Genomic DNA, 9,675 nt, shown 5'->3' on the forward strand with positions numbered 1-9,675 from the left:
CGCCGATGGGGACGGTCCTCCGGTCGGGCTACGCCCTCCCTTCGGTCCGTCCCCATCGGCGCAGTCTCATCCTGATTGTCGCTGGAGTCTCACCCTGATCGCCGCCGCGCAGGTCTATGCGGAACTCGTAAAACCGGCCCGGCATGCCTATCTTACAGGCATGCCGATCAACCACCGAAAGCCGCTCGAGATCCTGCCTGAGGTCGCCCGGAAGTTCGCGGCTCACATGCAGGCGTTCCACGCCGAGCAAGATCCACTCAAGTGCGACGAGATCGCGGCCACTACCCGGCATATCCTGCTTCAGCACATGCCGAAGGGCGCTAAGTTGAGGCTGGCTGATGTCCTCGAACTATTCCGGTTGATGCGATGACCGAGCCGGCTTGCATCCTCTGCGACGATACCGGCTGGGTCTGTGAGAACCATCCGGACCAACCCTGGACCGGCAATCCCGCGTGCCGGTGCGGCGGTCCTGGTGCGCCTTGCCCGAAGTGCAACAAGCCGAAACCAGATGATGGAGTCCCGCGGCTGCCACGAGGATTTCGAAATATGTTTAGCGGGCGCGACCGCCGAAGATAATGCGCTCTGAAAAAGCTACGCCGTCGGGCTCGAAATATCGTGTCCCGGCGGCGCCCTGTTGCTGGGCCCCTGAAATCCCCCAGCGAGCTACGATCTAGCAGTCATCGTGCCTCGCATTTGTGAACTATCTCACAATTGCATCCCGTAAAACTACGGCGCGCGCCGTCTCCGTCTGCCGCTAGAATTTGCCAAGCTAGAAGGCATAACGAAAAACTTAGCGCTGCGAGGCGCGGGATTGCTCCCGCGCCCCTGGGCTGCGTCATTTTTACTTCTTGTCGGCCATGGCTTCCTTGGGCGGCGGCGGCTTGATACCCGCCGTCAACATGCGGATTTTCCACTGGCCGCCTTCCTTGACGTAGACGGCGGACCAGAACAACGGACGCAGTTTCGGCTCGACGTTGAAGGTGACATCAACGTCACCAGCCGCCATTGCCATATCGTTGCCGAGCGGCTGGGCATAGTTGACTTTAACGGCGATCCCGTCCTCACCGGCCTTGAAGTTGGCTTCATAGGCCGCCTTGAGATCGGTTTCCACCACTCCGACCACGTTGACCTGGATGCCGTCCTTTGAATAGAGCGACGCAACGCACGCGCCGTCGTGCTTGGCGATGCAGTCGGTATAGGCCGCGCCTATCTTCTCCACCTCGGACTTGAGGTCCTGCGCGCGGACGGGCGAGACCAGTGTGATGGCTGCCAGCGAAGTTGTGATAAACAATGCTTTCAACATAAAATCTCCCCTCGTTGGTCGGAGCGGAATTGCTCCAGTGTACGCCGGGAAAAACCGGCGCACCGTTGGAACAATCCTTCGAGATAGGAGAAGAACCCGCTTTAAGGCGTCATTGAAAATTTGTTACGTGATCGGCCCTCTTACGCAGTTTTGCACGAGACCGCAAGCAAGGCGAGAGGATTGTATTTGCGCGTCGTACAATGTCAGCACGCCTCCCCCTTTCAAGCGGACTGATCGGCGGCAGAGCAAACGCTCCGCCGCGCGCAGTTGAGGCGCATCCAGGTGGGTTAGCTCGGAATCGGAATTTGCTCAGCGCACCTCCCGATTTACAATGACGGTGCGGATTGGCCGGCGTGCCCACACCCGGACCATGCTTATCGCGATAAGGGATCGCCGCTCCGCCCCCACGGAGCGACGGTCCCGCCCAATTGCGGGCCGATGGGGTTTGGCTTACCGTTGTGCTGCCACCGCCGCCACTTCCAAGTTAATTCGTTCAAGGATGTTTCTTGACGGCAACAACGATGCCGCCGTTGGCGTCATGCAAACCGGTCGAGATCGAGGCGCTCTAGGTTCCGGCCGATGTCACGATCTGATATTCAGATAGCGTATATTGTTGATTTTCGATCGCGGTCCAGCCCGAGCCAGCCGTCGGCGACGGCGTGCCTGACATCCGGAAACCGGCGAGGAGGATATCATTGGCGTTGGTCGTCGTGATCGAGAGTGGGTCTGACGTTCCGGTCACGGCAGATCCGTCGAACGACGAGGTATCAGCGCCGGAGATACCGAAAATATCGATCGTGGCAAAGCCGACGCTGGCCGAGAAATGCGCGGTTATGGTCGCCCCAGACAACGGCGCCGATGCCACTGTGTACCCATAGTTCCAGCGTATTACTCCCGCCGCCGCCGATCTGCGCAACCCGTGTCCAGGTTGACGTTACTCCGGACGTGTCGGTGACCGACGACATGCCCGCGCTGTTGATTGTCGCAAGGCAAAAAATCAAATCGCTGCTATAGGTAGTCGACAGCGTCGCGAAGCGCGTCGTCGTCGCGCCCGACGTATTAGTGAAGTTCGCCCCATCGAGTCCGAACGGCGCGACGATGCCGCCGCCGCCGCCGCCGCTGCCAACTACTCCCAGCAGTCCCATCATCATGGCGGGCATTATTTAACTCTCCTTGCGTGCGGCTGCATCTCAGTTTTTCCACTCGATCAGCGCGAAGCTCTCAAAGCACCGCAAGGTGCGCTCGTCTTTCACCAGTCTGAGAACCAGTTTCCAGCGCAGCGCGGCTAACAGATCACGAGCGGCGCGCAGAACGATCAACAGTTCGAAGTGGCGATTACGCATGCGAAACCGCCACCCGGCAGGAAGCGTCACGCTAACTCAGCTCGGCGCGCGCCCATCTCAAGCCGAACGAGCGTATAAGCTATGAGCCGGAGCCGAGTTCGGCTCGCTTGGTCTTTTGTGGGTCCGTAGACAGTGAAGACAACCTCAAAACGGTACCCTAGACAGGCTGTCTCGCCTGAGGGATCATGCAGCATCAGGCGAACTAGGACGGCCACCATGGACGTCGGAGGTTGGCTGCGGAGGCTTGGCCTCGAACAATATGAGGCGGTATTCCGCGACAATAAGATCGACGACACCGTCCTGCCGAATTTGACCGCGGAGGACCTGAGGGAGCTTGGCGTCGGATTTGTCGGGCATCGCCGTAAGCTGCTTGACGCCATCGCCGCTTTTCGCGCTGAGGCGGGCGCACTGGCGCCTCTATCCGACGCTCCTCCGGAAAGTCGCCAAGCCGCCAAGGACGCCGCTGAGCGCCGCCAGGTCACCGTGATGTTCTCGGACCTTGTCGGTTCGACGTCTCTCTCCGCACGTATGGACCCCGAGGACCTGCGGGAGGTCATTTCGGCCTATCAGGCGTGCGTCGCCGATAGTGTGCGCCGCTTCGATGGCTTCGTCGCGAAATACATGGGCGACGGCGTGCTCATCTATTTTGGCTATCCGCAGGCGCACGAGGACGACGCCGAGCGGGCTGTGCGCGCAGGATTGGAAACGATTGCTGCAGTGCGCGCGCTCAAATTATCCGTTCCGTTGCAAGCTCGCGTCGGTATCGCGACCGGGCTGGTGGTCGTTGGCTTGATCGGATCGGGGGAGGCACAGGAGTGCGGCATCATCGGAGAAACCCCCAATCTTGCCGCGCGCCTACAAGCCATGGCTGAGCCGAACGCGGTGGTCGTTGCCGAGAGCACGCGAAGGCTCTTGGGCAATCTGTTTGACCTGAAGGACCTTGGACCTCAGGAACTCAAAGGCATCCCGGGCCGCATCAGAACTTGGGTAGCGCTACAACCTTCTTTGGTCGAGGGCCGCTTCGAGGCCCTACACGCAGGTGGACTGACTGAACTCATCGGGCGCCAAGAAGAACTCGAACTACTGCTTCGGCGCTGGTCAAAAGCAAAGACCGGCCAGGGCCAAGTGGTGTTGCTCTCTGGCGAACCGGGCATTGGCAAGTCACGGCTCACTGCAGCAGTCATCGAACGACTTGCTTGCGAGCCGCATACGCGATTGCGCTATTTCTGCTCACCGCACCATCAGGACAGTGCGTTGTATCCTATCATCGCGCAGCTCGAATGGGCTGCTGGCTTCGCGCGTGAAGACACGCCCGAGGCGAAGCTTGAGAAGCTGGCGGCGCTACTTGCCCCTGCCGCGCCGCCGCCAGAAGACGAGACGTTGCTGGCCGAACTCCTATCACTGCCGATTGAACGTCGCTTCCCGCCTCTCTCGCGCACGCCACAAGAAAGGAAAGATGAGACGTTTGAGGCGCTGCGCCGGCAACTCGAGGCGTTGGCCCGTCAGCACCCCCTGCTGATGATTTTGGAGGACGCGCACTGGAGCGATCCGAGCTCCCGGGAGCTGTTCGATCACGTCGTCGACCGGGTTCGCGGCTTGCCCATTCTCCTCATCGTCACGTATCGCCCCGAATATGCGGCGCCGTGGGTTGGCCAGGCGAACGTCACGACACTGACGCTCAATCGGCTGGATCGAACAGAGGGCGTCGCGCTGGTGCGCCGGATCGCCGGCAACAAGCATCTGCCGGATGAAATCGTGGCAGAAATCGTGGAGCGCACCGACGGCGTTCCCCTGTTCGTGGAAGAGCTGACAAAGTCGGCGCTCGAAAGTGGCGCGAACGAGGGTGGCGCGGGCTTCATAGGCAGAGCGCGACATCCAGCGCTTGCCGTCCCCGCGACGCTGCACGCTTCGCTGATGGCGCGGCTCGATCGGCTCGGCCCCTTGGTCAAGGAGATCGCGCAGATCGGCGCCACGATCGGCCGGGATTTCTCCTACGAGTTGCTCGCAGTGGTGGCGGGTCGCAGCGATGCCGAACTGCATGTCCCGCTCGATCAACTCGGCGATGCCGGACTGGTGTTTCGGCGAGGTACGCCGCCGCAGGCCACCTATCTTTTCAAGCACGCGCTGGTGCAGGATGCAGTGTACGCCACGCTGTTGCGAAAGCCGCGACAGGACCTTCATGCGCGCGTTGCCAGAGGTTTGACGGAGCGGTTCCCGGAGGAGGTCGAGGCACGGCCAGAACTGCTCGCTCATCACAGCGCCGAAGCGGGAGCAATCGACGAGGCGGCCGTGTACTGGGGCAAGGCGGCCCAGTTGGCCATCCGGCGCTCGGCAATGGTCGAGGCTCGGACGCAATTGACGCGCGCTTTGTTGCTTCTCGGCACCTTGCCGGAGACGCCAGAGCGGTCTCAGTTGGAACTCGATCTTCAAGTCGCGTTGGGTGGCACTCAGATCGCGACCAGAGGTTGGGCGGCACCCGAGACCGGAGCGGCTTTCGCGCGTGCCCTTGAGCTATGCGGGCGGCTTCGGGATACGTCCCAGCTTCTCCCAGCGCTGTATGGCCAGTACCTGTTTCACCTCGTTCGAGCCGAATTGCGCGCGAGCCACGAGGTGGCCCAGAGGGCACTCGGGGCCGCGCAACGCACGCACGATGCCGCCGCGCTGGTGATTGGCCACCGCTCGGTGGGCATCAGTCTGATCCATCTCGGCAAGCTTGACGCGGCGCGCGAGCATCTAGAACACGCGATCGGGCTCTATGACCCCGCCACCCACCGCGATCTGGCGTTTAAGTACGCTTACGATCCGGTCGTCGCGTGCAAAGGTTATCTGGCTTCGCTCACGCTGACACAGATGGGTTATTTGGATCAGGCGCTCCAGAGAATTGAAGAGGCAATCGCGTATGCCGAAAGACTAGCGCATCCCCCGAGCAGAGCATTTGCATTGTTGCATGCATGCTATTGCCATTTCTTCCGTCGCGACGAACGGCTACTGCGCCAACGCGCGGCGGCCCTGATCGCCGAATGCTCGAAACAGGGGTTCGCTTTTTGGCTTGCAGGCGGCGGCATTTATGCCGGCTGGTCGAAGGTGCAAGGGGGGTACGTCGAGGCCGGACTGAAACAGCTGCGTGAAGGTCTTGCCAAATGGCGAGCGGCCGAAGCGGCACTGCTCATGCCCATGCATCTCGTGGTTTTGGCCGCGGCATGCTTGAGAGCGGGACGGGCAAACGACGCGCTCGCGGCCGTTACGGAGGCTCTCGCGTACCTCAAGCGATCCGAGGAACGCGTTTTGGATGCCCAGGTGCATCGGTGTTACGGCGACGTGCTGCTGGCACAATCGGATAGGAACGCTGCCGAAGCGGAGGGCAGTTACCACCACGCGCTCGAAATCGCACGCGGCCAAAATGCGCGCCTTCTGGAGCTGCGCGCCGCCTCCAGCCTCGCCCGGCTTTGGCGCGACCAGGGCAAACACGGCAAGGCGCGCGATCTCCTCGCGCCGGTTTACGGCTGGTTCACCGAGGGCTTCGACACTTTGGACTTGAAGCAGGCCAAGGCCTTACTCGACGAGCTAGCGTGATGTAGCTGTGGTTGGGGCCAGCAAAGAGGGTCAGCTTCTGGACCTTCTCCAACCTACCACGATATCCGCTTTCGTGCTGTCGTTGAGGGGCGAGGGGACTTCGGAGAGTATGAGTACAACGCCTAGATTGGCGCTTTGACAAGATCGCTCTCCAATCAGGCCGAGTAACCTTGAGGTCACTGGTTCAAATCGGCTTGGGATCGATTTCGATCCGGAGGAGTATCCGCACGATTGAGCAGCGCTTGTGCTTTCGAAAATGGCTGGCTCGAAGCTCGTGCGTGGCGCGCCCAGCTGCGCCGATCAGGCTGTACTCGCTGCCCACGCGAAGCCACGAGGTCTGCGCCCTTCGGGTAACGATCCTTCGCGCAAGATATCGAACGCCTTGCCGGGGGCACTCGCAGGACGGTCCCCTGTCACGCGCAAGCGGGCGACGGGTCGCTATCACTGCCCGTCCTGTCGGGTGCCGCTTTTAGCCGGTCTCGGCGTCCGCGGGTTCACTCCGCTTCGCTCCGTCTGACACGCGATTTCAGTTGAGGCGATGCGCGTTCACGCACGCCCGAACGGGGCCTGCGGCCCCCAGGCCGTCAAGGCCAAGCCCCCATGAGAGCATGGGGGCAGAAAACGGCAGGCCGTGTAGTCGCCTCGCTGCGCTGAGCTCCGGCCTGCACCAGGCCCTGCTCGTTTTCCGGCCTGTGACAGCCAACCCCTGCTCATCGGCGCTGGCCTAGTTCCGGTTGCATGCGCAACCGGCAAACTAGGAGAGAAAGATGAAGGCCGATCTCTATCAGAAGATCACTGATCAGATCGTGGCCGAGTTCGAGAAGGGCGTCAGGCCGTGGTGCAAGCCATGGAATGCGGAGCATTCCGCCGGACGCATCACGCGGCCCCTGCGGGCGAACGGCATTCCCTACAAGGGCATCAATGTGCTGATGCTGTGGTCAGCGGCGATCGAGAAGGGTTATGCCGCCCCAATCTGGATGACGTACAAACAGGCGAACGAACTCAAGGCACAAGTCCGCAAGGGCGAGCATGGCAGCCTTGTCGTCTATGCCGACAGGATCATCCGCACCGCAACTGATGCCGCGAGCGGCGAGGAAACCGAACACGCCATTCCGTTCCTCAAAGGCTACTCCGTCTTCAATGTCGAGCAGATCGACGGCTTGCCGGAGCACTTCTACGCCAGGCCCGCGCGGCGCGTTGACGCCATCGAGCGTATCGAAGGCGCCGAGGGTTTCTTTGCTTCCACGGGAGCTACCATTCGGCACGGCGGCACGATGGCCTATTACAATGTGTCGCAGGATTTCGTGCAGATGCCGCCCTTTGAAAGCTTCCGCCATGCCGAAAGCTATTACGCAACACTCGCGCATGAGACCACGCACTGGACCCTGCATCCGTCGCGGCTTGACCGGGATTTTGGACGCAAGCGCTTTGGCGATGAAGGTTATGCCATGGAAGAGCTGGTTGCCGAGCTTGGTGCCGCCTTCCTCTCGGCCGACCTTGGTTTTACCCTGGAGGTGAGGGACGACCATGCCGCCTACATCGGCTCATGGATCAACGTGCTGAAAAACGATAAACGCGCGATCTTTACCGCGTCGTCGCACGCGCAGCGCGCGGCGGACTTCCTGCACACACTCCAGAAAGAGGAGTCCGCAGCCGCCTGATGGCGTGCGGGTATCGGCACAGCGTCGCCCAGGCAACACGATTGCAAGGCGGCCGAGCTCCAGCATGGAGATTGGAGGAAAATGGCCGACGGAAAAATAATCCGAGAGGTGAAACAGGCTTGGTGGATTTCTTTCCGGTCGACCTACCGCCCGAAGGCTGGATCGACGTCGACATAGCCGCGTTGCCGTTTTACGCGCTCCAGGCGCATCAGCGCGCAGTCCGCAGTGCCGGCGTCATCGAAAGTTTCGATCAGTGATTGGCCATTACTCCCGATTCGCCCCCAATGGCGCACGACGGATGCGCCGCCGAACAGCGTCGGCTGGATACTCAGTGCGTAGAAACGACGCATGTTCCGCGACAGGTCGATGCGCCGAAGATAACGTGGTCGCTGCATCTCGTAAGTCATGCAGAGAGTCTCGCTTTGTCCCAGAACGCTGTCCAATTGATTTTCTGAATCAGAGCGGCGCATCGATTCATTTCGTTTATGGTAGTTCAAAGCTAGAGCGCCAGACTTCCACTTTGGAAACATCGGTTCTTGAACCCATAAATCTGCCAGCGCACGGCTTGCCAGAGTCCGCTATGCCTCGATAGCGACCAACTTCTGCAGCGCAGCTAAATGACGCGAAGGGCCAATAGGACCTACGGCCTGCTCGTTCAGATAAGTGCAAGCAAGATTGGGCTTGCCCCTTTGTTGTTTCTGGCTGCGGAATCTACTTGGGACACGCGCCTTTCGGCTCCCAATCGGTCGCCGGGTGTACCCAAGGATGGGACGCATCGTGGAGGACGAGCAGGACCGAGAGGCGCATCTCGTTGCCTACGCTTGACAGTCGCATCGGTGGTCCTTCCGGCACTACGGCGCCTTCGCCCGCCCCAGCGACGATGATATCCGCGGGTGTCTCGAGGCATTGCCTGCCAGCAATCACGTACCACGCTTCGGGCCCTGGATGGTGATGCACACTCGTGTGCATGCCGGGTGGGAAGACCGCTTCCATGTAGCGTGCTGTGTATCTTATGCCGGCTTTGGTCGAGAGCGGACCTATGACCGCCACGCGCTCACCACCGGACGGGCGCCAGCCGGCCTCCGCAATTGTGTAGAGCCAGACCTTCCCAAAGGATTCGATGACGATTCCCTGCGGTCCCTTGACCGCCTCGGTAGCGGCACGCGTGGGATACTGATAGAGATGCCACCACACCTGGTCCGGCAGCGCGCCCACATCTTCGCTGCCGGAGAGATAGCATCCGATTTCGTTCGTTCGTTGGCTTGCAGGCGTGTTGCAGCCGCCGGGAACTTGTGCTGACGCCGTCTGCGCTGTTGCGAGAGCCGTTGCTGACCAAACAATCGCGACTAATTTACAACGGATGCTGTGCCCACAATCGATCCCGTTCATGAAACCATCCTCCGGTCCGATCCCTGCTGGAGCAGTAGTCTACCAGAGTGGCCGGCGCCGCGATCAGACTATTAGGAGGTGTCCGCCAATGTCGGCTTCGGGGTCAAACTGAGAAGAACTCAGCACGAGCATATATTTTCCGCTTTACCCCCTCAATTCAAACATTGCTCTACGCAGCCGGCACTTCGCATGTGGGCCCAGGCTGTGTGAAAACGCTCTGCTTGCAGTGATTCGCGCTGTAAGATTCCTCGACGACTTTCAGGGGATCGGATGAAGCGCTTCGTCGAGGGGTTGGATCGCGGGCAGGGCACACTGTTTCCGGCATTGCTCGACGATTATGTGACCGAGGATAATCCGGTGCGAGCGGTCGATGTGTTCGTTGACGGTCTCGATCTCGACAAGCTCG

9 protein-coding genes are annotated in these 9,675 nt (G+C 60.8%); 3 read left to right on the forward strand and 6 right to left on the reverse strand.

The features are described 5' to 3' along the window. Window positions 1-370, forward strand: a 370-nt coding sequence (locus AC628_RS44390) for a hypothetical protein (protein ID WP_168193494.1), incomplete at its 5' end; no start/stop codon positions are given. A 471-nt stretch (window positions 371-841) separates the two neighbouring features. Here AC628_RS44390 and AC628_RS32250 read toward each other — a convergent pair. The 4 genes from AC628_RS32250 to AC628_RS44400 form a co-directional block, all read right to left on the reverse strand. Then, entirely contained in the window at window positions 842-1,303 is a 462-nt protein-coding gene (locus AC628_RS32250; protein WP_083633227.1) for a nuclear transport factor 2 family protein, read from the reverse strand. Window positions 1,304-1,868: 565 nt separating this feature from the next. Then, window positions 1,869-2,045 carry a hypothetical protein gene (locus AC628_RS44395; protein ID WP_168193495.1) on the reverse strand — a complete coding sequence of 59 codons (177 nt, stop codon included), beginning with the start codon at window positions 2,043-2,045 and terminating at the stop codon, window positions 1,869-1,871. Window positions 2,046-2,070: 25 nt separating this feature from the next. Then, the gene (locus AC628_RS43325; protein ID WP_143201913.1) at window positions 2,071-2,463 is read right to left on the reverse strand and encodes a hypothetical protein; all 393 of its coding nucleotides are present in this window, start codon (window positions 2,461-2,463) and stop codon (window positions 2,071-2,073) included. Window positions 2,464-2,493: 30 nt separating this feature from the next. Then, window positions 2,494-2,646, reverse strand: a complete 153-nt coding sequence (locus AC628_RS44400) for a hypothetical protein (RefSeq protein ID WP_168193496.1) — start codon at window positions 2,644-2,646, stop codon at window positions 2,494-2,496. A gap of 216 nt (window positions 2,647-2,862) precedes the next feature. Here AC628_RS44400 and AC628_RS32260 point away from each other — a divergent pair, with 216 nt between their 5' ends. Both AC628_RS32260 and AC628_RS32265 read left to right on the forward strand, forming a co-directional pair. Then, on the forward strand, window positions 2,863-6,219 hold the full coding sequence (locus AC628_RS32260; protein WP_074130793.1) for an ATP-binding protein: 3,357 nt from the start codon (window positions 2,863-2,865) through the stop codon (window positions 6,217-6,219). A gap of 767 nt (window positions 6,220-6,986) precedes the next feature. Next, the gene (locus AC628_RS32265) at window positions 6,987-7,880 is read left to right on the forward strand and encodes an ArdC family protein (protein WP_074130794.1); all 894 of its coding nucleotides are present in this window, start codon (window positions 6,987-6,989) and stop codon (window positions 7,878-7,880) included. Between the two features lie 143 nt (window positions 7,881-8,023). On the opposite strand, the gene AC628_RS32270 is transcribed toward AC628_RS32265, so the two are convergent. After that, the gene (locus AC628_RS32270; RefSeq protein WP_074130795.1) at window positions 8,024-8,287 is read right to left on the reverse strand and encodes a WGR domain-containing protein; all 264 of its coding nucleotides are present in this window, start codon (window positions 8,285-8,287) and stop codon (window positions 8,024-8,026) included. A 304-nt stretch (window positions 8,288-8,591) separates the two neighbouring features. Next, complete coding sequence (locus tag AC628_RS32275) at window positions 8,592-9,269, reverse strand: cupin domain-containing protein (RefSeq protein WP_143201914.1); 678 nt, start codon at window positions 9,267-9,269, stop codon at window positions 8,592-8,594. Window positions 9,270-9,675: the final 406 nt, after the last annotated feature.

The organism is Bradyrhizobium sp. NAS96.2 (assembly GCF_001908235.1).
GTDB lineage: Bacteria > Pseudomonadota > Alphaproteobacteria > Rhizobiales > Xanthobacteraceae > Bradyrhizobium.

Excerpts from the sequence above, each read along its gene's own strand:
- AC628_RS32250 (WP_083633227.1), bottom strand. The coding sequence starts at position 1,303 with ATGTTGAAAGCATTGTTTATCACAACTTCGCTGGCAGCCATCACACTG.
- AC628_RS43325 (WP_143201913.1), bottom strand. The coding sequence starts at position 2,463 with ATGCCCGCCATGATGATGGGACTGCTGGGAGTAGTTGGCAGCGGCGGC.
- AC628_RS44400 (WP_168193496.1), bottom strand. The coding sequence starts at position 2,646 with ATGCGTAATCGCCACTTCGAACTGTTGATCGTTCTGCGCGCCGCTCGT.
- AC628_RS32260 (WP_074130793.1), top strand. The coding sequence starts at position 2,863 with ATGGACGTCGGAGGTTGGCTGCGGAGGCTTGGCCTCGAACAATATGAG.
- AC628_RS32265 (WP_074130794.1), top strand. The coding sequence starts at position 6,987 with ATGAAGGCCGATCTCTATCAGAAGATCACTGATCAGATCGTGGCCGAG.
- AC628_RS32270 (WP_074130795.1), bottom strand. The coding sequence starts at position 8,287 with ATGACTTACGAGATGCAGCGACCACGTTATCTTCGGCGCATCGACCTG.
- AC628_RS32275 (WP_143201914.1), bottom strand. The coding sequence starts at position 9,269 with ATGAACGGGATCGATTGTGGGCACAGCATCCGTTGTAAATTAGTCGCG.